Annotated in this window: 21 protein-coding genes and 1 tRNA gene; 9 read left to right on the top strand and 13 right to left on the bottom strand. The window is 36.8% G+C overall.

Features of this window, described 5'->3' with window-relative positions; translation table 11 throughout:
- On the top strand, positions 1 to 509 hold a 509-nt coding region (locus QVB70_RS12690; RefSeq protein WP_287586829.1), incomplete at its 5' end, for an amidohydrolase family protein.
- Between the two features lie 32 nt (positions 510 to 541).
- On the opposite strand, the gene QVB70_RS12685 is transcribed toward QVB70_RS12690, so the two are convergent.
- Together QVB70_RS12685 and QVB70_RS12680 are read right to left on the bottom strand one after the other, a co-directional pair.
- On the bottom strand, positions 542 to 1,759 hold the full coding sequence (locus QVB70_RS12685) for a hypothetical protein (RefSeq protein ID WP_287586827.1): 1,218 nt from the start codon (positions 1,757 to 1,759) through the stop codon (positions 542 to 544).
- Positions 1,760 to 1,810: 51 nt separating this feature from the next.
- On the bottom strand, positions 1,811 to 2,278 hold the full coding sequence (locus QVB70_RS12680; RefSeq protein WP_287586825.1) for an OsmC family protein: 468 nt from the start codon (positions 2,276 to 2,278) through the stop codon (positions 1,811 to 1,813).
- A gap of 148 nt (positions 2,279 to 2,426) precedes the next feature.
- Between QVB70_RS12680 and QVB70_RS12675 the strand changes: the two genes are divergently transcribed.
- Positions 2,427 to 3,740, top strand: coding sequence for a hypothetical protein (locus QVB70_RS12675; RefSeq protein ID WP_287586823.1), 1,314 nt, complete (start codon positions 2,427 to 2,429; stop codon positions 3,738 to 3,740).
- 54 nt (positions 3,741 to 3,794) lie between these two features.
- Here QVB70_RS12675 and QVB70_RS12670 read toward each other — a convergent pair whose 3' ends face one another.
- Complete coding sequence (locus QVB70_RS12670) at positions 3,795 to 4,349, bottom strand: 2-oxoacid:acceptor oxidoreductase family protein (RefSeq protein ID WP_287586821.1); 555 nt, start codon at positions 4,347 to 4,349, stop codon at positions 3,795 to 3,797.
- Between the two features lie 90 nt (positions 4,350 to 4,439).
- Here QVB70_RS12670 and QVB70_RS12665 point away from each other — a divergent pair, with 90 nt between their 5' ends.
- From QVB70_RS12665 to QVB70_RS12650, 4 genes are all read left to right on the top strand, one after another.
- On the top strand, positions 4,440 to 4,871 hold the full coding sequence (locus QVB70_RS12665; RefSeq protein ID WP_287586819.1) for a hypothetical protein: 432 nt from the start codon (positions 4,440 to 4,442) through the stop codon (positions 4,869 to 4,871).
- A 76-nt stretch (positions 4,872 to 4,947) separates the two neighbouring features.
- Positions 4,948 to 5,289: a PH domain-containing protein gene (locus QVB70_RS12660; RefSeq protein WP_287586817.1), complete on the top strand. Its 342-nt coding sequence runs from the start codon at positions 4,948 to 4,950 to the stop codon at positions 5,287 to 5,289.
- A 139-nt stretch (positions 5,290 to 5,428) separates the two neighbouring features.
- Complete coding sequence (locus QVB70_RS12655) at positions 5,429 to 6,514, top strand: hypothetical protein (protein ID WP_287586815.1); 1,086 nt, start codon at positions 5,429 to 5,431, stop codon at positions 6,512 to 6,514.
- Between the two features lie 4 nt (positions 6,515 to 6,518).
- Entirely contained in the window at positions 6,519 to 7,445 is a 927-nt protein-coding gene (locus tag QVB70_RS12650) for an ADP-ribosylglycohydrolase family protein (protein ID WP_287586814.1), read from the top strand.
- 22 nt (positions 7,446 to 7,467) lie between these two features.
- Here QVB70_RS12650 and QVB70_RS12645 read toward each other — a convergent pair.
- The 3 genes from QVB70_RS12645 to QVB70_RS12635 all read right to left on the bottom strand — a co-directional run bounded on the left by QVB70_RS12645 (position 7,468) and on the right by QVB70_RS12635 (position 11,317).
- Positions 7,468 to 7,537 (bottom strand) — tRNA-Thr (locus tag QVB70_RS12645).
- 144 nt (positions 7,538 to 7,681) lie between these two features.
- Positions 7,682 to 8,893 carry a DEAD/DEAH box helicase gene (locus QVB70_RS12640; protein ID WP_287586813.1) on the bottom strand — a complete coding sequence of 404 codons (1,212 nt, stop codon included), beginning with the start codon at positions 8,891 to 8,893 and terminating at the stop codon, positions 7,682 to 7,684.
- 189 nt (positions 8,894 to 9,082) lie between these two features.
- Positions 9,083 to 11,317: a DUF1616 domain-containing protein gene (locus QVB70_RS12635; RefSeq protein ID WP_287586812.1), complete on the bottom strand. Its 2,235-nt coding sequence runs from the start codon at positions 11,315 to 11,317 to the stop codon at positions 9,083 to 9,085.
- 111 nt (positions 11,318 to 11,428) lie between these two features.
- Between QVB70_RS12635 and QVB70_RS12630 the strand changes: the two genes are divergently transcribed.
- Positions 11,429 to 12,118, top strand: a complete 690-nt coding sequence (locus QVB70_RS12630; RefSeq protein ID WP_287586810.1) for a glycosyltransferase — start codon at positions 11,429 to 11,431, stop codon at positions 12,116 to 12,118.
- Between the two features lie 131 nt (positions 12,119 to 12,249).
- The gene (locus QVB70_RS12625) at positions 12,250 to 13,776 is read left to right on the top strand and encodes a hypothetical protein (protein ID WP_287586808.1); all 1,527 of its coding nucleotides are present in this window, start codon (positions 12,250 to 12,252) and stop codon (positions 13,774 to 13,776) included.
- 92 nt (positions 13,777 to 13,868) lie between these two features.
- Here QVB70_RS12625 and QVB70_RS12620 read toward each other — a convergent pair whose 3' ends face one another.
- The 6 genes from QVB70_RS12620 to ade form a co-directional block, all read right to left on the bottom strand.
- Positions 13,869 to 14,537 (bottom strand): Snf7 family protein, encoded by a 669-nt coding sequence (locus tag QVB70_RS12620; protein WP_287586806.1) that lies wholly within the window; start codon positions 14,535 to 14,537, stop codon positions 13,869 to 13,871.
- Between the two features lie 255 nt (positions 14,538 to 14,792).
- The gene (locus tag QVB70_RS12615; protein ID WP_287586804.1) at positions 14,793 to 15,038 is read right to left on the bottom strand and encodes a hypothetical protein; all 246 of its coding nucleotides are present in this window, start codon (positions 15,036 to 15,038) and stop codon (positions 14,793 to 14,795) included.
- 239 nt (positions 15,039 to 15,277) lie between these two features.
- Positions 15,278 to 16,312, bottom strand: coding sequence for a hypothetical protein (locus QVB70_RS12610; RefSeq protein ID WP_287586801.1), 1,035 nt, complete (start codon positions 16,310 to 16,312; stop codon positions 15,278 to 15,280).
- A gap of 216 nt (positions 16,313 to 16,528) precedes the next feature.
- On the bottom strand, positions 16,529 to 17,182 hold the full coding sequence (locus tag QVB70_RS12605; RefSeq protein ID WP_287586800.1) for a Snf7 family protein: 654 nt from the start codon (positions 17,180 to 17,182) through the stop codon (positions 16,529 to 16,531).
- Positions 17,183 to 17,280: 98 nt separating this feature from the next.
- Positions 17,281 to 18,726 (bottom strand): glycosyltransferase family 39 protein, encoded by a 1,446-nt coding sequence (locus QVB70_RS12600; protein ID WP_287586797.1) that lies wholly within the window; start codon positions 18,724 to 18,726, stop codon positions 17,281 to 17,283.
- A 143-nt stretch (positions 18,727 to 18,869) separates the two neighbouring features.
- Positions 18,870 to 20,630 carry an adenine deaminase gene (gene ade, locus QVB70_RS12595; RefSeq protein WP_287586795.1) on the bottom strand — a complete coding sequence of 587 codons (1,761 nt, stop codon included), beginning with the start codon at positions 20,628 to 20,630 and terminating at the stop codon, positions 18,870 to 18,872.
- A gap of 235 nt (positions 20,631 to 20,865) precedes the next feature.
- Here ade and QVB70_RS12590 point away from each other — a divergent pair, with 235 nt between their 5' ends.
- Positions 20,866 to 22,242 carry a glycosyltransferase family 39 protein gene (locus tag QVB70_RS12590; protein ID WP_342766570.1) on the top strand — a complete coding sequence of 459 codons (1,377 nt, stop codon included), beginning with the start codon at positions 20,866 to 20,868 and terminating at the stop codon, positions 22,240 to 22,242.
- Between the two features lie 5 nt (positions 22,243 to 22,247).
- On the opposite strand, the gene QVB70_RS12585 is transcribed toward QVB70_RS12590, so the two are convergent.
- Positions 22,248 to 22,922: an MBL fold metallo-hydrolase gene (locus tag QVB70_RS12585; RefSeq protein ID WP_287586792.1), complete on the bottom strand. Its 675-nt coding sequence runs from the start codon at positions 22,920 to 22,922 to the stop codon at positions 22,248 to 22,250.
- Between the last annotated feature and the right edge of the window lie 116 nt (positions 22,923 to 23,038).

The following is a 23,038-nucleotide window of genomic DNA, read 5'->3' as shown; positions in this document are numbered from 1 at the left end:
GTGTGAATGAACTAGGATTAAGAGGCATAAAACTACACCCACGCGCTCAAAATCTTGACATCGATGCGCTATACATGATGCCTATATTTGAACTAGCAGAAAACTATGATATGCCGATTCTTATCCATACTTCAGGGATTGTGAAGGGCATAGATCCAATAAAATCTGCTAATATTGTACATAAATTTCCGAATGTGAATTTCATTATGGGTCATAGCTACAAGGCGCATTACGGTATCACTAGCAATGATTCAAATTCTTCTTCTGCTTTTAGAGAAATACTTGAACTTGCATATCAGCAAAAAAATGTATATTTTGAGACCTCTTTCTTGCCAACGGCTTATCTCGAAGAATTAATCGAAAAAATTGGCGCTGGTCAAGTGGTTTTTGGTTCAGACTCCCCCTATGGAGACCCATGTTGGGAGAAATTAACTATAGAAGCACTTGACATTCCCAAAAGTGAAAAAATAAAGATTTCTAAGACAAATATCTCACTATTAATCGAATAAGCCATTTAAAAAAAGAAAGAAGAAAATTATTATTATGGAAGAACGCCCTTTGCCATTTCTTCGAATTCTTCGTTGGTAAGGATTCTTTTGTTCTCAATTGCAAAATCCTTAACTTTAGCTAAGATTTCTAGCGCTTGTTCTTCTGTAGGTTCTGGTAAACCCAACTCTTCAGCTTTTATGAGAATCGATGGTAAGCCTGACTTCTTTCCAAGCACGATGCGGACATCTTCCTGCCCGATCGCTTTTGGTAGAATTGGATACATCACAAGAGGCATGCCTTTTTCCTTCAAGCGCTTCCACCAACCAGCAACTATTCCTGATTCCGTAACAAAGAAGTTGTCTCCAACAATTGGTTTTGCTGGTGGCATTTTTACGTTGGTGCGTTCTTGGACAAACTTTGACATTTCGTAGAGTTTTTCGAATTTGATTTTTGGCATATCCACGCCATAGAGCATCCTTAAGGCTGCTAAAATCTCTTCAAGAGCGCAATTTCCGAGTCGTTCGCCGATTGCATTCACCGTTGTGTGCACAACTTCAGCGCCAGCCTGTAGACCTGCAATAGAGTTTGCTACCGCAAGGCCGAAATCGTTATGCATGTGCATTTCGACAGGCTTCTTTATTCGTTCGCTTATCTTTTTTGTGAGATATCGTGTAGCTTCAGGAGTACACACACCAAACGTATCTACAAGTGCCACGGAATCGGCATGTCCCTCGGCACTAACCTTCTCTAGAAGATTCAAATACCAATCTACATCAGCACGAGTTGAATCGATGCAGAAAAAGCATGTATAAAGACCATGCTCACCAGAATACGCTGTTGCTTCAATTGATTTTCTCAGTGCTGTTTCTAAATCCCAGGCGTATGCATGTTCTATGATATGATCGGAACTTGGAATTTCCATGATGACGCCATCGACGTCGCACTCAAGCGCCAGATCAACATCACCTTTCATGCAACGCGTGAAGGCGAATGTCTTAGCATCTACCTCTTTTGCGATAGCCTTAATTGCCGCCTTATCATCTGCCGATACTGCCGGCATACCTGCCTCAATTCTATCGACACCTAATTCCGCTAATTTGTGGGCTATTGCAAGTTTGTCATCTTTTCTGAGAACAATGCCTGCCTGTTGTTCTCCATCTCTTAGTGTAATATCCTCAAATTCAATATTCTTAGGGAATTCTACTTTTGTCTCTTCAATGAAATTATAGGGGGAAACCCACCATTTATCAGTTTTCCAAGGTTCTGCCATATTTCTCACCTAATCTAGGTTTAATGAGGTTTGTAAAGATGTATTTTAACTTCAAATAGCTTTGGTTTGCATACTAAGATTCTGTACTTCAATCGGAATGCATTTGTCAATTGATTTTGTGATATGACAATATTCAACACTCAACTCGAAGCATTTTTCACCGAGTCGTTCCTCGCCTTCTTCAACCAGCATTTCAGCATTTACTACAATTTTTGTTAGCCGATATGCTCTCACTGTTTGTACAAAATCCACATTTCCAGCAGCCTTTAATTTGAATTCAATGGGCTGAAATTTCATCTTTCTGCAAAAGTAACAGAAAGTCGTGGTAATGCACCCAGCAACGGAAGACATGAAAAGTTCATCAGGACATAAAGCTCTAGAGTTGCCGCCCCAATCCGTTGGAGTATCAAATTGTACCTCATAACCGCTATGTGTGGCAGTGAGTTTTCCGCCGGTTTGGTGGTCCCATGCGGAAACAACTTCAAAGACTAAATGTTCAGGATCGGTAGTTTTTGCCATTTCATCCACCTCAAGTTATTGTTTTTTTTAAACAGTTCAATTACAGCTAACATTTGTTGCACATAAACCTTATAAGGATGATTCATCTGCCTTTTGAAGCACACGAGAATAGAATCTGTCTATCTCTCTTCCAGAGGAGTCGATCAAAGTGGATATTGGTATTTATCCCCCACACGCCAACGTGCTAGCAGCGGTTCAATTGAAGAAATTCAAGGATACTGCAAAATGGCTAAATGATCATACGCTGTTCTATAAGACCAAATTTAGGAAAGCCGATGTGGATCCTACAGATATCAAGAGTCTTGATGATATCAAAAAACTGCCGTTCACTACTAAAGATGAACTGAAAGCTCTTCCTAATAGCGAAATTTGCTGGCATCCTGAACTTACGCTTAGAAAACACACCTCTTCAGGGACAACGGGCATGCCTACTGCATCATGTTTTATCGATGTTGACTTGAAGGTAATGGGCACACTTGGGGCCCGTTCGCTCAAGCTTTGCGGATGCGAGGAAGGGATGACACTTCAGGTCAATTATGGCTATGGCTTCTTTACAGGAGGGTTGATTTTTGATGAGGCGGCACGACGTCTTGGCATGAAAATATTGCCTCAAGGTGCTGCCCCAATCGACCAGTGTATTGCTGCTATGCAACGTTTTCAGCCAGAGGTATGGTGCTGTACCCCTACTTACGCCAAACGGGTTTGTTACTATATAGGTGATAATGGGGTCGATATTTCTTGGCGTATCGGCTCTCACGGGGCTGAAGTATGGACAAACGAAACGAGAAAACTAATTGAAGAGGGTTTAGGACCAGATTATAAGGCATATGACGTTTTTGGACTATGTGAAAAAGGAGGACCATTTGTCGGGCATGAGTGTACTGCTCAGGATGGTACTCACATCTGGACAGATGTATTTTACATGGAAATACTAGATGAAAATGGCGAAGATGTTAGTGAAGGCGAAATTGGTGAACTAGTATTATCCCATATCTATACTGGAGGCTACTCGACGATTAGATACCGCACTGGAGATAAAGTCAAACTTGTCGCAGAAAATGATTGTGTTTGCTTTGCATCTGGCTATCCTCGTATACAAATATTGGGAAGAAAAGTTAAGGACGAATTTAAAGTTGGTGGAACGTTTTTAATCCGCTCTGATCTCGAAAATGTAGCAGTTAATACAACAAGAAAACTTCACGAACTTTTTGGGGCTGAAGTTGGAGAATTCAGAGTAGAACTTTCATCTTTAGAAGGAACAACAGATGTACGTTACTGCGTAGAGCTGACTGATCCTGATAATGAAGAACAGAAAAGCGTAGTTAAAAGTGTTGTCCGTGACATATCACGTCACATGATCAACCGTAGTTTCCCTGTAAAAGTTTGTCCTATGGACACTTATGAAAGGAGCCTAGGAAAAACAAAATTGATCGTTGATAAGAGAAATGAAGAAACTCAGTAGAGTACAAAAATTTTGATAAATAAATCGCTGAAAATGAGGTTAGGCAGTTTTGTCCTAATTTGTTTTTTCTGTAACTTTTTCCGCCATAGCAAAGCCAACTTCAAGCGCCCGTAAGTTTATAGTCTTATACTTTGTTGGCACCACTTCAAGCACAGCTTTCCCTATTGTATCCCTCGAAACCACTTCTGTCAGGCCGACTAAGAAGCCGAGCATAATTATGTTAGCGACTACCTTGTTTCCAAGATCTATTGCAGTATTAGTAGCTTGGATTCCAATTTTTCTAATTGATTCAGATTTTAGCGTTGCTTCTTTCACTAATCCCTCATCGTAAATGAAAATGCCGTTAATTTCAATATCATCAATATATGTATCTACTGCTTCTTGGGACATCGCCACAAGAATATTTGGTTTTGTTACGTTCGGAAAGATTATTTCGTGAGGGCTAATTTTTACCTCAGAACTGGCTAACCCGCCTCGTGCTGCTGCCCCATAATTTTGAAATAGCGAGGCGAATTGATTCTCGTATAAGGTAGCTGCACGTGCCAAGATAACGCCCGCGGTGATTGTCCCTTGTCCACCAGATCCTGCAAAGCGTATCGATAGTTCCATCCGAAAAAACTCCCTAAAAACAACTTTACATACGTCAACATATACTTTTTAACCTTATCGATATTATTGAACTTAATTGGAGGAGCTTCAATGGTTCATATAAAGGACTTCCTTTCAACGAATATAGGCACTCGTGAAATCATGAATAAAAAAAAGTTGCTTTTATATGGTACATGCATGGCTGAAAAGCATCCCAACATTTTAGAAGAGTATGCTGAAGGAAGAGTAGCTTTAGCGGTTTGTCTAGAGAGAGATCACCTGAATATGGTAGCTTTCAAGCTTGCAACAATGGTAAAGAGTGCAAACTTAGAGGAGGTTGCGGTCTTAACCGTAGACGGCTCCCCTCATTGTGTTCAATTACATCAAACTGTTTCTGAGGTCAATAGGTTATTTGATGACCCTCCGTCTACCCGTTATTTTGTAGTAGAGCATAGTAAAATCCATGAAGTAGATGAAAAAACAGTAAAAACCTCTCGATTCCTATCAAAAATCGAGAAGTTATTGAGAAAAGGAAGCAAATAAAAAAAGGTTTATATGAGAGGCAGTTGTGTTTTAATTAGATACAGATTCTATTATTGCAGAGAACGGAGGCTTGCTTATGGGAAAAGTGGAACGGCTCGCTAAAAAACTAAAAAATTATTTAGCAACTGATGAAAATATTCTTTATGTTGCAGATACCTCTCCTTTTAAGGATGCAGTATATCCACCACAACTTATCGTAACAACGCAGAGGCTTATTTTTCGTATTCCTAAGGCGATCGGTCAACAGCTTGAGGATTACCCCTATGAGTCAATAGTTAATCTCCAGATCGACGAGGGATTAATGTTTTCAAATATCATCATTAAAGCACCGGGTGTCGAAAGACTTGTCGAAGGACTTTCGAAGAAAGAAGCACAAGAAGTCATGAAATATGCAAGAGAGGCGCAAAAAAGCCAGTAATTATGATTGATTACATTAAAAATAAATCGTTATAACCTTTTGATTTTTTCATTTTAGTACTAAAAATTCGTGAATAGTAGTTTAAATCAGCCTTATAAGCTATGTAACTGTTACTACAATTTCTTTGAGTGTGAATACAATGGAAGAATGGAAAAGCGAAAATCCCCCTGCACTCACGTTTGATAAATTCATAAGAACGGCTAGATTACTGAGCCCCATGAAGGATTTCGAACTAGATGAACAAGAAATAGAATTCCGAAAGCATCCTTTATTAGATTACTGGTGTCGAATAAATTTAGGTAGGAGTCTGCGCGTTAAGCAAGCACATGCACCTTCAGATTATGATGACACCATTCAAGAAGTAATTAAAAGGACACATGAAAAATGTTTCTTCTGTCCTGAGAATCTAGAAACGACGACGCCAAAATTCCCCCCAGAAGTTGCACCTGAAGGACGCTTAAGAAAAAGAAAGTTTGTTCTTCTACCAAATTTATTCCCGTTTGCAGAACATCATGCAGTCGGAGTTTTATCGGAAGACCATTTTCTTGGGTTAAACGAAATTACAAAAGAACTGCTTGAAGACAGTTTCAAGGTCAGTGTAGCTTATTTTGACCGTATTTTCAAATTGAATAACGAAATGAAATTCTGTTCAATAAATATGAATTATATGCCACCCGCTGGTGCTTCTATCGTGCACCCACATGTACAGATCACAAGCGATATAAAAGGGTCTGGAAAACTGCTTGAAATCCTTTATAAAAGCAAAGAATATCATAAAGCGCATGGTACAAACTACTGGATAGATTTAGTAGGAACTGAGAAGTGGTTAAAAGAACGATTTATAGGTACAAGCGGAGCAGTTTCATGGTTGACGAATTATGCGCCAATGGGAAAGAATGAAGTAATTGGCATTGTAACGCGTCCTATATCTCATTTTCGTGCATTTGATGAAACTTTAATTAGCGATTTTTCAGAAGGACTTTCAAAGATCTTTACAGGGCTATGGGAGAAACGACATGTTCGCAGTCTTAACCTTACAATATATTCTGGTCCTATTGATGTTGATGTAAGCGAATATTTTCGTGTTCATGTAAAACTGATTTCTAGACCAGTTTTAAGACCATTTTATACTGGAGATACAGCTTTTATGGAAAACTTCTATGCTGAGCCTATCATTGAAACAGCACCCGAAGATGTAGCAAGTGATTTGCACAGTATTTGGTGACGATATGAATCAATCAGTTCTAAAATCTAAGTTTATTGGTGCTTTAATCGGCACTGCCATTGGTGATGCAATAGGTATGCCGTATGAAGGTTTGACTCATCAAGAAGTCAATGCAACATGCACTCTACCGCTTGAGATGCAGGACGGAAGGTTACCTAAAGGCAGTTACACTGATGATACGGAATTAGCGATTGGTATCGCTGAATCACTTATCACAAACAAAGGACTCGTTGATAAAAATCACATACTTCAAAGATTTATTGAGAATTTTGATAGAAAACGAGGTTATGGTTTTGGAACAATATCAATCCTTCAAAAAAAGGCAAATGCCAAAACACTTTTCGGAACGGGTTCTTATGGAAACGGGGCTGCTATGCGTATAGCACCAATAAGTCTCGTTTATTATGATACTCCTACAAATCTTTATGAAGCAGTTGCCAAATGTAGCGAAATTACTCACGCGCATGTCTTAGGAATAGAAGGTGCTCAAATTCAAGCCCACGCAATCGCAATCGCACTTAGATCGATCCAATCGACACATTCACTAGATGCAACTGAATTCGTTAATGAAATAATGGGTATAGCAAAACAAGATGTATACAAACAAAAACTTCACAAGATTTTAAATCTTTTAAATGAAAAAGGCGATCACCAGTTAGTTATTGACGAATTAGGTAATGGTGTCGAAGCATTTAACTCAGTTCCTTCAGCGGTTTACTCATTTCTATCGAATTTGAATAGTTTTGAGGATGCAGTAACATATGCAGTTTGTTTAGGTAAAGACACTGATACTATTGCCGCGATGACAGGTGCAATTGCTGGTGCTTATTTAGGCGTTGAGGCGATACCAAGCGAATGGATTGATTGTTTAGAAAACAAGGACTTTATTAAAAACCTAGCTGAACGAATATTTCACCTAAAGTCTACTTAAATACTACAAAAAAGAAATATGAAGCCCCGAGTGGGATTTGAACCCACGACCAACAGCTTACGAGGCTGCCGCTCTACCAACTGAGCTCTCACTTCTCCGATACGCTATACAGAGATACCGAGGCATGTACCGGGGCGTGATATATCTACGCTTCAAGTGAGTGTATTTTCTATTTTAAAATAAAAAAATTGTCATTGCAAAGAATCTGATGAAAAATAAAATGGAATGAATTTATGTTACAGGCAATAGCTGCTGTATATTTTATTTTCGTTCATTGTTTGAGGTGCTTTCTTCTTCCTAGGGCGTTTATTATAACTATCTCGTTCGAACCTTAAGCGCTTAATCTTTGGTACTTCTAGTTTTTCTATAGGCAAATCATGAATCATTATTCTTTGAAATGAATCAAAGTCTCTCTCTGATAATAGCGAAATCGCCTCGCCTTCGGCTCCCGCTCTTGCTGTTCTTCCAATTCTATTTATATAGTCTTCTGGGTTTTGGGGGATATCATAGTTTACAATATGGCTGACATCGTCAATGTCTAGACCCCTACCCGCGACATCTGTTGCCACTAACACCTTAAATCTTCCAGCGTGAAAGTCTCTAATCACGCTGTTTCTTCTTGCTTGACTAAGTCCTCCGTGTAATGCTGAAACCTTTCCGGAGAGACCATTATTCTGTAGATTTTTGGTTATAAGGTCAACTTCACGTCTTGTATTGCAAAATACAATAGCTTTGTCTTTTCCTGTTTTTTTCAGAAGATGAACTAGCAATGAAAACTTCTTTCGAAAATCTACTTCAAAATAGCTTTGTTTCAGTAGGGAATCACTCACATGTGTTTCTGTCTGAACGAACTCCAAATTATTTGAAAATCTGTTAGCTAATTTTAATATATCGTTTGATAACGTTGCGCCAAAAAAGAGCATTTGCTTTTCTTCTGGCAATGCACGAATCGCAGTTTCGACATCTTCAATGAAACCCATGTCTAACATTCTATCAATTTCGTCTAAAACAAAGATTTTTATGTTACGTAAGTCTAGCGTTTCTCGCCTTATATGGTCAAGAGTTCTTCCAGGTGTTCCCACGACGATGTGAGCTTTCCTCAATTTTCTAATCTGGGGATCTAGAGAGACACCGCCATAGATACACGCAATATTTACTCGCATAAATCTTGAAAACTTCACAAATTCTTCAGCAATTTGCTGAGCTAATTCTCTAGTTGGTGACAAAACCAAAACCTGAGGTTTGGTAATTCTTTCATCGATTTTTTCCAGTATTGGAACTGCAAATGCAGCGGTTTTACCAGAGCCAGTCTTTGATTGACCTATCACATCAAAACCCTTTTGAATTAGAGGGATCGTCTCTATTTGAATTTCAGTTGGTTCTTCAAGCCCATAGATACTAAGGGCCTCTACAATTTTTTGTTCTATATTTAAATCGCTAAATTTCATAATAACAGCTCTAATTATAATCACATTTAATTTCGTGATTTTTTATGGTAAGAAAAGCAGTCTTTTAAGAACTCGTTTGTCGGCTCTTTTGATAGCCTTTCTTCAATCTCTGAAAAGTAGGGTGTTTTTCCTAAAACTTTTCTTGAACATTTAAACCAAAGACGTTCTCTTTTAAAAAACTTTTCTTCACTACAAGATTTTTTTTCCCTTAAAATGAAGAATCAAGTCTTGAATTTTTCTTTGGAATAGGAACACGACACTTATAAGAATTCCAATTAGATACAGGAATAAGCCGGTATAAAATTGCTGGATTACTGTCGAATCTGAAGCACCATCCCACTGAACTTCTATATTGCCATCTTTATAGTCATTAATACGATATATACTAATATCTGATTGCTTATAAACCTCCACGAATAAGTTTTTCCAATCATTGAATTTTTCTAATCCTTTTGTTGAATAAACCGCGTTTTCCATTCTACCAACATAGGCATATCCGATATCGTATTTTTGAATGATTTCCTTAATTTGATTTTGATCTAAACTTGTATAAAATGCATCAACATCATTTATTCGGTCATTGACATCCATCTTATACTGGGACATGAACCTTGGATTTGCAAAAACAATTTGTCTATCAGCGAAAACAGCGATTTCATAGAAATCATAATTACAAATGAATATTGCATCGTCTTCGGTATTTTCTTGTATCCATTGCATCGCATTGATTTCATCACGCGACACATAGAAATCTGGAGTGGAATAGTAAATAGACATTATTACGGATAAAACCGAACTCAAAGCGAGCAATGATATAATAGTAATCCCTATCGTACTTTTTGTGATGCGTGGAAAAGAATCAAATCGCGTTAGGCGTATCTGAATTTCCTGTATAAAAACAACAAATCCCTTGCCTGCTAGTATTCCTATTGGGACTAACATGAAGTCTATAAAACGTAAAATATCCCAACCTTGTCCATATGGATCTTGGATGAAAAGTAAATTTGCAACAATGAAGATTGAGATGATCCATGCGAATAAGAGTATATCAAAATCTTTCCGTTTTTTAAAACTGATAAACAGGCCAATTAAGGTGAAAATGCCCATTATTCCAATTATTCGAGGTATATGGATCAAAGAAATCCATGTGTAAATCTGGAAGGGCTGAAGAATTATACTGGGCGAGAGCACCATCAGTGGTAGAAGTATAACTGACCCAATTGCAACACTAATAATAAAGACAGTCAAAATAGCGATAAAGGGAAAAAGTTTGCTTTTACTGGTAGGACGTTGTAGCAAAATCTTTGCAATAAACAGGCCTCCCATGATGGTACAAACCGCGATAAATGTGAGTCCATGGGTCAGCACTAAATTACCCAGAAGAAACCCTGTGACGCCTAAGTATCTTATGTCACGATATTTCAATGAAAATTGCAGAAAATACAGAAATGCAATCATAAGAATAAAACCTACTGATTGTGGTTGTGGAGTGAAAAAGTATTCTATTAATGGAAAGACATTCCCATGCCAATGCCCACCAAAGTATCCCCTATTAAGGACAATAAGCCCAATTGGATCATTCGTACTTGAACTAAATATAAGATCTCTAATAAACCGAACCCAACCTAGTTCATTAGAAAGTGTACAGAAAAAAACTGCGGCAAGTGCAATTTTTTCATTTTGAAAGCCACGAAGGACGAAAAAGAAACATCCTAGAGCAAAAAGAAGGGTATGTATCGTTGGGAGGACACGGAAAAGTTGTAAAATAGGTATACCCGAAACAAGTGATGTTATAGCAAAATGCAGGTGATAAAACCAGGTATAGACAACGATACTTGCTCCAGCAAAATATGGATTCCCAGGCGGAATCCCATGCATAATCTCTTCTGAAAGTGCAATATGCCAAAATACGTCTCGTCTGTGCCACGGGGTTTGAAATATATACCCACTATTAGATGGAGCACCAAGTAGTAGATGTGGTATTCCTACAAGAAGTAATAGAATTGAAATAAACAAGATAAGAAGAATTTTACTTGTCCAACTAAATACAAATTCTTCGTTGATCTCTTGATCTGTCTTATTTAATTTAGCAAATATGATACCCAGTATTGAGAGAATTGACAAACTTAATGTAATAGGGAGTACACTAAAAGAAAGTAAACCTACAAGAAACCCTACAGTACAAGAAACGGGGATACTCAAGATCATTGAAAAGGTAAATTTCTCTAGAAGATTTTGCCTTCTTCCCAGCAAAGATGCGTAGAGCGAATAGCCAGGAAAAAAGAGAACTAATGTGCTACCTAAAAAGGCACGGAGAATAGGAATATTTGCAGCAATTGAAATTATAGCAAGAATTATTGCTAGTATGTCCCAGTAATACAACAGTAAATGACGGGCATTATCTTTAAAAAAAGGCGGTACCATTTTCGGAAAGTCACACCTGAATTCATTTATGGATGTAGTGAATGATTGTTAGTTCTTATAAATCGCAATGTTTGTTCTTTGGATAAATGAATTATAAATGAGGTTAAGAAAGTGCAAAAACAGGGCAAAATCTCGGTGATCATCCCTACTAAGGATGAAGCAGAAAATATGATGCCGCTTGCCCTAGCACTTCACAAAGCGCTTCAGCAATTTGATTTTGATGTTATTATTATTGATGATAGCGCTTCCACTGTAACAGTTGAAACGGCAAAAAAGGCATACGATCATCTAGGTATACCTATTACTGTAAATCATCGTAAAAAATCTGGAAAGGGTTCTGCAATCAGAGATGGGTTTCGTTATGTCTCTTCTAGTGACTATATAGCAATTATTGATGCAGACCTTCAATACCCACCTCGCAGAATTCCTGAGATGCTTAATTTATTGATTAAGAAAAATCTTGATATTGTAAATGCAAATCGAATACGACAGGATCCTCCATATCGTCGAATTCTTGGAATGTTTTTCAATCTTCTTCTCAGATTATTGTTTCACCTTCGATGGGACACACAGGCTGGCCTAAAAGTGATGCGAAGAGAAGTCACAGAGAGTATCGATTATGTTACGGATGGCTGGGCCTGGGATGTTGAATTCTTGGTTAGAGCCGTACAAAAAGGATATTCAATTGATGAATACCCGGTTGAATTCCTCCAACGCAAAAAAGGAAAAACAAAAATCAACCCACTGACAAGCACACTTTCTATGTTTTTTGCACTCCTTAAAATCCGACAAATATTGTGAACTCGTCTAATCTAGACTAATTTTTGGTTTGAAATCATCATTGATTATTTTGCGTGAGATCGATATCTGACTCAGATGATACCAAAGTAAAAGAGGTTTCTATCCAAAAAGACTATGCAAGGGTGTGAAAGATGACAATCTACATGGAAGAGCGATTAGAGCACATATTATGTAAATTTTGCAATAAGCCGACAGCAATGCATGTTTGTTTGGAATGTTATTCGCTTTTTTGCGAGAGTTGTGCTCATATGGAAGTAAGCAACTATTATTTCTGTAGCATATGCTTTTCGAGTGACATTCGTAAACTGAGAAGGATCAATAAAGACATAACTAAATTGTTTTGTGGGAACTGCGGATCATCAAAGATCAAAGAAGGGAAACAAAAATTACAATTATGTCCTGCATGTGAGTCAAGAAACTTTGAACATATTTATACACACCAACGCAACCTATTCATGAAGTATCGTGAATTCTGTGAAAAATTGAATCATGCATTAGAGGAGTCCCAGAGATTTGTAAAAAGTCTGGGAGAATATAGAGACCTTATATTGAAGTTACGCAGTCAGGGTTATTTTACATTCCCCTTTCTTGAAAAAAACCTTCTTGAAGCATATTCTTCCTTTGGCAATATAGAAACGCAACTTATTGAGCGAGAAAGTCTATATTTAAGTTTTTTAAGACGATATATGATGGATTTCTTGAATAAGAAGCAAATTCTCCCCTTTCTATTCAAGAATTATAAGGAAAAACTAGAAAGAATTGATGAAGCATGTACAGTCTACAAAACTAGCGTTGATAAATTATTTGAAGGTTTTGAGAACTCATTTGGAGAAATTGAAAGCACATTAAAGTCTCTAGAAGAGAATAAAGAGCAATTTGAAGAGCGGAAAGAGGTGCTTAGTTTAGGACTGAAAGAAAAGCCAATATGTAATCTTCCTGACATTACTTGTAAATTAAATAGATCGTCTTTTCCAGTAAAAACAGGTCGTGGACATCTTTTCTTTACGAATTATCGCCTGGTTTTTATTGCAAACAAAGGATTAGTGTCCAAAAATTCAGTAAAATTATTTGAACTACCTATTTCAAAAATCGTTGGTTGTTCAATACGTAAAAGAAAATTTTCTAAAAAACTTCTTCTCAAAACAACGAAAGGCTTAATCAGCTTTTCTGGGGACATGAATACTTTGAAAGAATTTGTACAACATATCAAATGTATGAAAGAATGGGAGCAAAATTGTGTTAAAGAAGATGTCATAGAGGAGTTAAAGCGCTGTACGATCACTTTATCTGAAATCAAACGCAAAACGGATAGGGATATTCAAGAATTGCTGGAAAATAAGCACACAAAGATGTTCGATGTCTCACTAAGACCAAGACTAAGATTTCGTGATAAAATCTATGGAACGATAAGTCCTTTAGGTCCTATAGGTCCTAATATACGGCCCCGTGTAGGACCTGTACCCTCTCATTTGGCAGAAGAGATCGAACGATTAAAACGTGAAATACATTCAATAGAGAAGACCATCGAACTACTGGACGCAAAATTCAAATCAGGAGGAATCCCTAAGGAATATTATCTACAAAAATATCGCACATTAACTGCAGAATTATATCAGCTTAAAACACAACTCGATGAGCTGAGCGGTGTAAAACGGTAAAAACATCTAACCTTACCTTAGAAACTGTTTTTCCCTTTTTTCTTATAAAATAAGAAATTTAAAAGAAAGCATACTACATTCTATGCTTGTGTTTATCCACCAAGTTCGCGTTCCAATTCCTTTCGCAGTTTTTCAAGTTCTTTTGTGTCTGTCTTTTTCTTTTCTGGCTTTTCGGTTTCACGGACTGGTTCTGTATCAATCGGGGGTGTGATATCAGGCAGTTCCGTTTCTGATTCAATGGAAAGTTCGCCCATGAGTGCTTCCATTTCCGCATCAAGTCCGGATTCTTCTTCAAAGTCTAATTCGCTTTCTGCGAAACTTGTATCACCTAGGATCTCATCAGTCATTGAGATGCGTTCTATTCCTTCCTGACTGCGAAGCATAGTTTTCTCTATCCTCTCGGGTGAGGCTGCCTTAAGCGCATCTTGTATGGCAACATCAGCCTCTTCCATTGCATTTGCAACATCGATGTTAGAACCCGCTGTCTCAAGGGCAGAAATGGTTCGTTGCAGGTTGAAGACTTTATTGTAAGTTGTGTTCATCTGTTTTAGATAGAGTTGACGACGCATAAGGGCTTGTTTGGCTGCAACTTTGTTTCCTGCTTTCAAGAACTCTTTCGCCATAACTCTTTGTTCGTCAGATTGACGTTTATACTTGACAGCTGTCACATTTAGTTTATTTATCGTACGACGAAGGACCGCTACGGTTTTTTGAGGGGTAACCTTTTTTTTCCCAAACAGTTTTTCTAAGAACTTTGGCAATCAATTCACCTCATCTAGACGACGAAGTACGAGACAAAAAATTACTCTTTGATATCCCTCTATACTCATTATTGATTGTACCTTCAAGTTATAAATCTCTTTTCTTATTTCGTGCGCGCACCCCCATCATTTACAGTTTTTATAATCAAATAGAGAAATAGCATCTCATCAATTGCGTAACCTTCAGGGGTGCTTAAAAGAATTCTTTGAAAGAAAACTTCGATGAAAAACATTTGTTAAAGTAAAAGGATCAGATTAAAGCTGTATAATTGTTTCTACTCTTTTGTCTTTGGATATTTCTGATAATAATCCCAAAAAATGCTTCTGAGCTTTTTTTAGTTCTTTAAATTTATGAAAATTCTTGATTTTTGAGTTTTCAGCAATAAAGGAGAAGTATTTTTCATCTTGACCTCGTAATAAACACAGAAAAATATCATCACTAAAGCAGACGCTCTGAATTAACTCCCATCTGTATGGAATAGGTTCACGATTCCCCCTCATCTTTGCTTTCTCCCTAGATGATTTTAAGTGGATTTGATTAGATAAAAACAACTTCAGAGCAATATCTCGAAGTAAAACAACTTTTCCCATAAATATAATTTCAACAGAGTTTAAAAGCCCCGCAAAATTTCAAAATCAGACATAGTTGATTTTCAGAGAAAAGAGATAAATTACATATTCAATAAAAACAAGTTTTTGTTCTAGATTCTTGTATTGAGGGTGCATAGATGAATCTAGTTTTACATATACAGTTTATTACGTTCTTCTATCCGTTCTGCCATCCATTTACTGAATTGAGCAAGTGTAGGATCTATTTTTTTTTCTGAGTAGATCAATTCGGCAGAGGCTACTATGGAGGCGATAATATGTGCTTTATTTGCATCAGGTAGCTGTGGTATCTGTTCTAATTCTTGCTTAACGCGTTTTTCAAAATCATCAATTGTGAGTAATCCCTCCATGACCAGTCGAAAGCCAGTAAGGATATTTTCTGTGATATTTTCTAGGTCAATTTCCAAATTAAGACCCTGAAGAAATGCTAAAGTAACATTCACAGTCTCAGCATAACATTCAAAAATAAGGAGAGGATCGTCCATGCGATCTTGTGTTTGTGACAATGCAATTTCTGGTGGAATCTTCGTTTTTAATGCATGTGCAATCTTTAATTTTCCAAATTCACGAATCGTATCTAAAAACGGAAGGATAAAAGAAAGTACTAGAGGTGCAAAATCAATATTGTTTTCTTCAAGAAGTATTTCGATTGCATCGTGGGCTTCTTCAAACGTAATTTCTTCTGTAATATACGCCTTAAAGATTTCAATAATCAATGCACGAATATGAAGGGCTAATTCATAATTTCTGAGACGCAAGGTAAGTAAAGTAAATACAGTTTCCATCAACTCTCTGTCAAAAAATGTGATAAGAATCCATTCTGCAGTTAATCCTTTAATGTCCCGTATACGTTCTTCAATATCTGTATCTATCTCCACTTCTTTCCTAAATTGCTTTGCAAATGTGGTTAATGAATTAACAATGAATTGCTGAAGGGTATCATCAATATCAACTGTATTGTATGTTCGTTTCATAAATGAAAATATATCTTCCTCTTTAACTGGCGCAATTAACGCGTTCTTAAAAGATTTGAGTAATTTTTCATGCAGTAAACTTCTTTTCTTTGGGGTTAGAGTTAAAACAAGTCTTTCAATTATAGGCCAGAAGACAAACTTGAAGAAATCATTTAAGAGTTCTTCATTTTCTTTTAAGAAATTGTTAGGCAAATTTACTCCCTCTTCTTTTTCAAGAGAAGACATGATAATTTGTGCTTTCCAAAATCGTTTAAAAAATCTCATAATATGGCCTGTGACACATAGAGAGCTCAATCTTTTCAAAGAAAAAGACAAGCTTCTATAAAATATACATTAATCTCTGTATCGAACCTAATTTGAATCTAGTGTAAATAAAAGAATACAGCGTTGATGGAAATAAAAGACTAATCAGTCTTCTTTCAGTTTTTCAATTTCTTTTTGTAGTTCTTTTGATCTAATATCTGGAGAAGGTAGTCCTGTTTCGGCATGTACACTCCTTTCAGCGCCAAGTTCCACCATTATCTTATCTACTTCAGTATCCTCGACATCTGCTGCCATTGTACCCTCAAGTCCATCTTCCATCACTTCACTAGTGATATCTGCCTCACCGAGCACGCCTTCTAGTTCATTGATAGTTTGTCCAAGTTCAGGCGCTTTAATTTGTGCATTAACTGTACGTAATGACCTGATAACCCATTTGAGATCTTTTCCCAGATCACCTACTGCTTGTGCACGTTCCAACTTAAATTGTAGACCATTGATCCTGCTCTGTAATTGACTGTAGCCCATGGCCCATCGCCGATAGCGTGCTGCATCTGTTGCATACATCCTTCCATTGTCTAAATTTCCCTGTTGAATCTCTCCACGCGCTTCACGAAGCATTTTTCTTTCTTTGTTTTTTAGTTTCTTTTTCTGACGCTCAAGTCTTCTGTCCGTGAGTTTTAAGTTTATGATCAAATCCTGAAGGCTTTTTCCTCCACCAAGCCAGCTCATAAATCTTTTGAATACTATTTTAATCACTTCTTTTACGATCTTTCTTTTATCTAAGAAAAGATCACGCATCCTTATAAAACTTTGTATGCGACTTTTTTCGTCCCCTGCTAGTAATTCTGTCTGATCAAGGGTGTCAGACCTTTATATTTGTTTACAGTTTATTTATTTTAAGGGGTGAAGAGATAGACTTTAATGCTATGAGGTTCTGCCATTAATTCACAATCAGACTCAAGCCACGCTCTAAACTCATAATCTGGATCAATAGATGGTATTCTAGCGTTGTCAATCAGTAACCACACTTTTTCTTCAGAATTCTGTATCTCTTCAAGGACACTAGGTTCAAAAAATTCAATAGATAATCTGTAATCGACTTTCCCCAAATAATACTCAACAGCCTTATCACCTGTAGTTGCAATGAGATCTTCCGGTTCCATATTAGATGTAACATATGCACAGGCAGATTTCCAATCTGGATGGATTTCCTTTGTATAATGCTCAAAGAGGGCAGGTAGGTTAATTATACTAATAACCGTAGCAAATACAAATCCTAGGGCTAAGAACTTGTTTAACTCCAGATTCTTTAACATTATAACGTGAAATTTCTTTTCTTTTGCACTTTTCATAATTCTTTCAAAGATTTCTATTATGAGACTAGATGACAATAGTGCAAAAGCGGGCAAAGTAAAAATAACATATCGAGGAACAACATTGGTTACAAATGTAAGCACAGAAACCGTAGCCACAGGAATCGCTGCATAGCCCGTTAATAAGTAGCCCGCTTTATTTTTTTGTGAAATTAAATAAATTGCACTAACTACGGAGAATAGCGATAACGTTGGTCCAAAAGTGTCTTCAAATAGCGTCAAGAAATAAATGTGGATAGGCAATCCCCATCTTGAGCTTGTGCCTCCAATCTTGAATGTTAGTGTCTGGGGAATAATGGTAAGAAACAGTGGCAAGGTAAAGATAAAGAACAAAGCAAAAAAGATTATAAGATATTTATAATTGATGCTAATTTCTATTTTCTCAAAAAACTTTATTGAGATCAACCAAGCAGCTATTATTACTAGGATAAGAATAGCTAAATAATGCGTATAAAAGGCAAGTATAGTAAATAATACCGAAAGTACGTAAGATGTGAGCGTTGTTTTATAAATTGTACGATAAAAGAAATATAAGGCTAAGATGGTAAAAACCGTTAATTCAGTATACATTCTTGCTTCTTGAGACCATCTAATATACCATGGAGATAAGGAAATTATAAAAGAGGCAACCAAGCCTTCTTTTTCGCCAAATAGTTGTTTTCCAAAAAAATAGATTAAAGGTATTGTAGCAATGCCAAATAGGCATGAGGGAAGTCGTGCAGTAAATTCTGTCGTTCCTAGAGTTTCTATTACGATCCTAAGGATCAGGAAAGAGAGCGGTGGATGTGAGATGTTGTATAAATTGCCTCTAGCATCCAGAATAGATGAGGCTTCGTCATACCAAAAACTTTGAGCACCTAATTTGTAAAACCTCAAAACTGCTCCAATAATGGTAATTAAAATGATAAGAAAAATGTTCAACGTACGTGGAGCTGATAAATTGCGCTTAATTGAGGTTTTTGTAAGCATTTTCACAACTTTCCGTAAATAATCATTCTTGTTACCACTAATGTCAATAAAATGATATTAAGAACTTATCGATTAAGTGGCAAAAGGACTCGTAAGGGATAGTTTATTATCGATGTAGGAAAAAAGGTGAAAAAAAAAGAAATTCATTTGACAAAAATGTCCACAACTTTTTGCTGTGTGACATCGATAAGCCCTTTGTCAGTGATTTTCAATTCGGGGATCACTGGTAGTGCGATAAATGATATTGTAAAGAAGGGTGACTTTAGAGTACAATTTAATTCTGTCTTGGCTGTTTTTAGTAAATCAACATAATTTTTAGCCACCGTCATACCAGATGCATCACTAAGTATTCCACCAATTGGAAGTGGAAGATCTGCAAGGATTTTTCCATCTTTTGCAACCACTAAACCACCATTCAACTCCATAATATGCTTAACTGCTGTGCTCATATCGTTCGGATCCGCTCCAACAACGACTATATTATGTGAATCGTGTGCGACTGAGCTTGCAATGGCTCCAGATGTAATTCCAAAACCCTTGATGAAACCTTTGCCAATATTACCCTCATTTGAATATCTCTCAATGACAGCTACTGCTAACATATCTTCTTCAGGATTTGGTTCCAACTTTCCTTTTTTAATAGAGACTGTACCTTCTTCTGCGGTTGTGTAAATTGTACCATCCTTTACACCGATTGCTCGAACGCGCTGTGGTTTCTTCTTCTTAGTTTTTACTAAGAGTTGCGCTGGTTTTGGTGGAGTTTTAATTCCTATAGTCTTTTTAATCGATTCTGAAAACTCAAAATCTGGCGCGGAAACCAGTAATTGTCCTTCGTCTAAAACCGGTTTACCGTCAAAAATGACTGTAGAAGGTTTTATGGAATTCAAATCATCTAATATTACAAGATCCGCAGTTTTTCCAGGAGTTATACTGCCAAAAGTCTTGTCTAATCCTAAGTATTCAGCAGGATTTATAGTAGCAATTTGAATAGCAGTAACAGGATCTAATCCACTCTCGATTGCTCTTTTTATAACATGATCTATATGTCCCTTTGTAATGAGATCAGACGCTGAAAGATCATCGGTAGCAAATAAGCAGTGCCTTGTGCCAATCTGTTTGTCGATAATTGCTTTCAAGAGAGTTTCTAAGTTCTTACAACCAGTACCTTCCCTGATTTGGAGCCACATGCCTAATCTAAGTTTTTCCAGGGCTTCATCTCCTTGTGTGGTTTCGTGATCTGACATAATACCCGCAGAAAGATATGCATTCAATTCTTTTCCAGTAAGACCTGGTGCATGTCCATCTATGACTCTAGCATCTTTTCCTGTTTCTAACTTAGCTAAGATTGTTGGATCTGCATGAAGAACACCTGGATAATTCATCATTTCTCCTAATCCAATTATTGGCGAACGAGGGTATAGCGATAACAGGGTTGCGATATCGTGTTCTTTAATAGTATGTTTTGTAGTTTCCAATTCTGGTGCCGCCGGAACGCATGTCGGAACAAGGAAATAGATCCTCTGAGGTATATTTCTTGCTTCAAGCAAAAATTCCTTAATACCTGCAATTCCTGACGCGTTTGCGATTTCATGTGGATCCCATACAATACTTGTTGTTCCATGCAAAAGCGAGTACTTTGAAAAGTTTGTAGGAGTTAACATACTACTTTCAATGTGGATATGTGAATCAAAAAACCCTGGTGTCACAACACCTTTCGTCTTTATAACAACTGTATCTTTTCCGACGATATCTTCAACATCACCCACACGTACGATTTTATTGTTTGATATTCCTATATCTGCAGGATAAACCTCTTTCGTTATTGTATTTACGATCTCTGATCCTTTTATTACTAAATCAGCTTTCATCTCACCGATTGCTGTCTTTATGAGATTTTCTAACATCTTTTCCACCTTTGCTCTCTTTAGAGCATTTTAATTATTATCAACTGTGCAATTAACGTACATTAGATGTATTTTAAACGGAGATATTTGTAGTTTATTGTCAAATCGATACTTCAATACAAAAATAATGAGCACGACTTCTTCTTGATTTGTGAGAAATTTTTATCTTATAGAGTTTTTAGATTTCGAAACCAAAAGTTCTTAAAATATCTCTCCATAATGCTGATGATATCGATTGGTGGTGACGTTTATCAGAGAAAAGATCTCCTTCCTGCAAGCTAGCATAATCTCTTTATTTAAAAAAATTGGTTCAAAATCCACTTGGAATGACGATCGCGTTAAAATCTTCTTTATTGCACTTGTAATCTATCTTTTTTCTCTATCTGTTTTTCGAGCTTTTCACTCGGAGGATGAGTTCAGTTATTTCTACTTGACTTATTCTATTGTCGAAAACCGAAGTTTTACAATCGATCCTATTGCAGGACATCATTTAAGCAACACCGAAAACTTCGTGCAATATGATGGGAATTGGTATTCAAAGTATCCTCCTGGTTTGCCTTTTCTCGCAATTCCATTTTATCTTGTTGGAAGATTCATTTGGCAGTTAATGGGATTCAATGGATTCCCGTTGATTATTATGTGTTCAATTAGTAGTTTTTCTGCCGCATTTTCTCTTGTCATAGTATATGAGTTCTGTACGTTCTTCAAATTCAGTTATATAGCAAAAAGAGCAACAATTGTCACATATGGATTTGGAACAATAGCGTGGGTGTATGCGAAGACCTTTTTTTCACACTCTATTGCTACGCTTTTCATTTTATTGAGTTTATATTTATTCATTTCAATGACAAGAGATGAAAAAGAGGATTCAGTTTACATGAAGTCGTTACTATCTGGAATAGCAATAGGGCTTGCTACCCTCATTCGCTATACAAGTTTCCTTTTTGTATTTCCTTTGGTCTTTTATTTTGTCCTAAAACCTATGTCTCTGAAAAAGGAGCGAGCAACACTTTTTATTTTCCCTCTCCTAATATTCATTCTACTTGCTGGGTGGTACAATTTCATTTGTTTTGATAGCCCCTTCATTACAGGCTATCATTTAAATCAATTGTATGGAAATGAAACGGAACGATTTACAACTCCTATTTACATAGGATTATGGGGTCTCCTTATTTCTCCGAAAAGGGGGTTGTTTATTTATTCGCCTGTTCTTTTGTTTAGCATTATCGGTATAAAAGAACTCTATACAGAAGTAAAAGAAGAGACAGTTCTCCTAATAAGTTCCTTTATGATACTGTTGTTGGTCTATTCTGCATGGTGGTATTGGCCTGGTGGTCTTTGTTATGGACCTCGTTTGCTGCATGAAGCTATTCCACTCTTCACAATTCCAATAGGAAAATCCATAGACTCATATAAAAATAAAAGGATATTTTGGATCGCCTTTATTGTGCTTCTATGCTTCAGTATTTATGCACAGTTTGCTGCCGTAGTTACTGACTTCATAACCACAGATTATCCAACATCATTTAATGAAATTGGACTGATTGCTGTATCGAGGAAATTATTCAATGGAGAATTCGATACCTTGCTTAGTAGACTTCTTGGAATCTAAGTGCATTACAAATAGATTTTTGCGGTCTCATAAGATTTTTTTATATGAGATTGACCATTATTGACGACATCCATATGTCCTGGCGCTAAAATGTCTATGTTTAATTCTGCTAAACGTTCTAGGGAATTTACAAGATCCTTGCTATTTCCTCCTGGAGGTAAATCGGTTCTTCCAAAGCTCCCATGAGCGAAAACTGTGTCTCCCGAAAATAATATACGTGCTTCTTTTTCGTAGAGGCAAATACTTCCACAAGTATGCCCAGGCGTATGAAGCACTTCAAAAACAAATTCATCAAACCTAATAATATCGCCGTCTTGTAATTTTCTTGCTATAGGTGTTCCTTGTAATGGTAAAGAAAATAGTGCTGCTGCTGTAGCTTCCTTATCTCCTTCCTCGACATAATTCGCTTCGCTTTCATGGATACTAACGTCTGCAGATGTTTTTTCTACTAACTCATTCAGCCCGCCAATGTGGTCGACGTGCGAATGTGTTAGAATTATATTTTGAAGGCTTTCTAAAGAAATATTAGATTTTTTCATCGCATCAATTAGATTATGAGCGTATAAACCAGTATCGATAACCAGATATGCATCTTGGCCTATTAAATAGACATTAGAAGTAAAACTCTCTGAAACTCTGAGTATCTTTATTTGGGGCATAATTTCGATAAGATCTGACAAATTAATACACATCTATGTACATATTATAGGTGAAAATTTACAGGTGAATAGTGAATTTAATTCTTTTGGAAAAAGGCAAACGTTCGCGCTGTGTTCATTCTTTAAAACATTTAGAT

The organism is Candidatus Borrarchaeum sp., assembly GCF_019058535.1.
Classification (GTDB): Archaea; Asgardarchaeota; Sifarchaeia; order Borrarchaeales; family Borrarchaeaceae; genus Borrarchaeum; species Borrarchaeum weybense.
This window is presented reverse-complemented; position numbering and strand designations above follow the sequence as displayed.

Bases quoted from the DNA above. Each gene is read 5' to 3' on its own strand.
- QVB70_RS12665 (WP_287586819.1), top strand. From the start codon at position 4,440: ATGGTTCATATAAAGGACTTCCTTTCAACGAATATAGGCACTCGTGAA.
- QVB70_RS12615 (WP_287586804.1), bottom strand. From the start codon at position 15,038: ATGAGGGGGAATCGTGAACCTATTCCATACAGATGGGAGTTAATTCAG.
- QVB70_RS12670 (WP_287586821.1), bottom strand. From the start codon at position 4,349: ATGGAACTATCGATACGCTTTGCAGGATCTGGTGGACAAGGGACAATC.
- QVB70_RS12635 (WP_287586812.1), bottom strand. From the start codon at position 11,317: ATGGTACCGCCTTTTTTTAAAGATAATGCCCGTCATTTACTGTTGTAT.
- QVB70_RS12625 (WP_287586808.1), top strand. From the start codon at position 12,250: ATGACAATCTACATGGAAGAGCGATTAGAGCACATATTATGTAAATTT.
- QVB70_RS12680 (WP_287586825.1), bottom strand. From the start codon at position 2,278: ATGGCAAAAACTACCGATCCTGAACATTTAGTCTTTGAAGTTGTTTCC.
- QVB70_RS12685 (WP_287586827.1), bottom strand. From the start codon at position 1,759: ATGGCAGAACCTTGGAAAACTGATAAATGGTGGGTTTCCCCCTATAAT.
- QVB70_RS12650 (WP_287586814.1), top strand. From the start codon at position 6,519: ATGAATCAATCAGTTCTAAAATCTAAGTTTATTGGTGCTTTAATCGGC.
- ade (WP_287586795.1), bottom strand. From the start codon at position 20,630: ATGTTAGAAAATCTCATAAAGACAGCAATCGGTGAGATGAAAGCTGAT.
- QVB70_RS12600 (WP_287586797.1), bottom strand. From the start codon at position 18,726: ATGCTTACAAAAACCTCAATTAAGCGCAATTTATCAGCTCCACGTACG.
- QVB70_RS12660 (WP_287586817.1), top strand. From the start codon at position 4,948: ATGGGAAAAGTGGAACGGCTCGCTAAAAAACTAAAAAATTATTTAGCA.
- QVB70_RS12605 (WP_287586800.1), bottom strand. From the start codon at position 17,182: ATGCGTGATCTTTTCTTAGATAAAAGAAAGATCGTAAAAGAAGTGATT.
- QVB70_RS12655 (WP_287586815.1), top strand. From the start codon at position 5,429: ATGGAAGAATGGAAAAGCGAAAATCCCCCTGCACTCACGTTTGATAAA.
- QVB70_RS12640 (WP_287586813.1), bottom strand. From the start codon at position 8,893: ATGAAATTTAGCGATTTAAATATAGAACAAAAAATTGTAGAGGCCCTT.